Below are 383 nucleotides of genomic sequence, written 5' to 3' on the forward strand. Positions count from 1 at the left end.
GCAGGAATGTGGTCGGGATGGGCGCTGTCGTGCATGACGCCGGAGATGTACGGGCGGTCGGGGTTGCCTTGGACGAAGGACAGCATGACTTCGGTGCCTTCGTGCAGGGGGAAGTGGATGCCGTATTCGGGACCGGCATAGGGTTTGGCCAGTCGGACGGGACGGCTTTCGCCGCCGGGACTCCATTCGTCCAAATCAAACGGCAGTTTGACGCGGTAGCGTCCCATGTCGTCGATATAGGCGTAGGTGCAGTTCTCCGCCGCGGTCACCCGTGCGGGCAGTGTGCCGGCGATGTGGGGACGCGGTGTGGTGCGTTCGGGACGGAAGGCGAGTTGGGCGGGAACGGCGGTAAAGGTGTGGGTGTAGGCGGTATCGCGGCTGCC

The 383-nt window shown here is 64.8% G+C and carries 1 protein-coding gene; it reads right to left on the bottom strand.

Translation table 11 applies throughout. The features are described from left to right. Positions 1–383: phage baseplate assembly protein V (locus HMPREF3050_RS14700; RefSeq protein ID WP_246830271.1), on the bottom strand; the 383-nt coding region annotated here is incomplete at both ends.

The sequence above is a fragment of the Neisseria sp. HMSC065D04 genome, from assembly GCF_001815675.1.
Classification (GTDB): domain Bacteria; phylum Pseudomonadota; class Gammaproteobacteria; order Burkholderiales; family Neisseriaceae; genus Neisseria.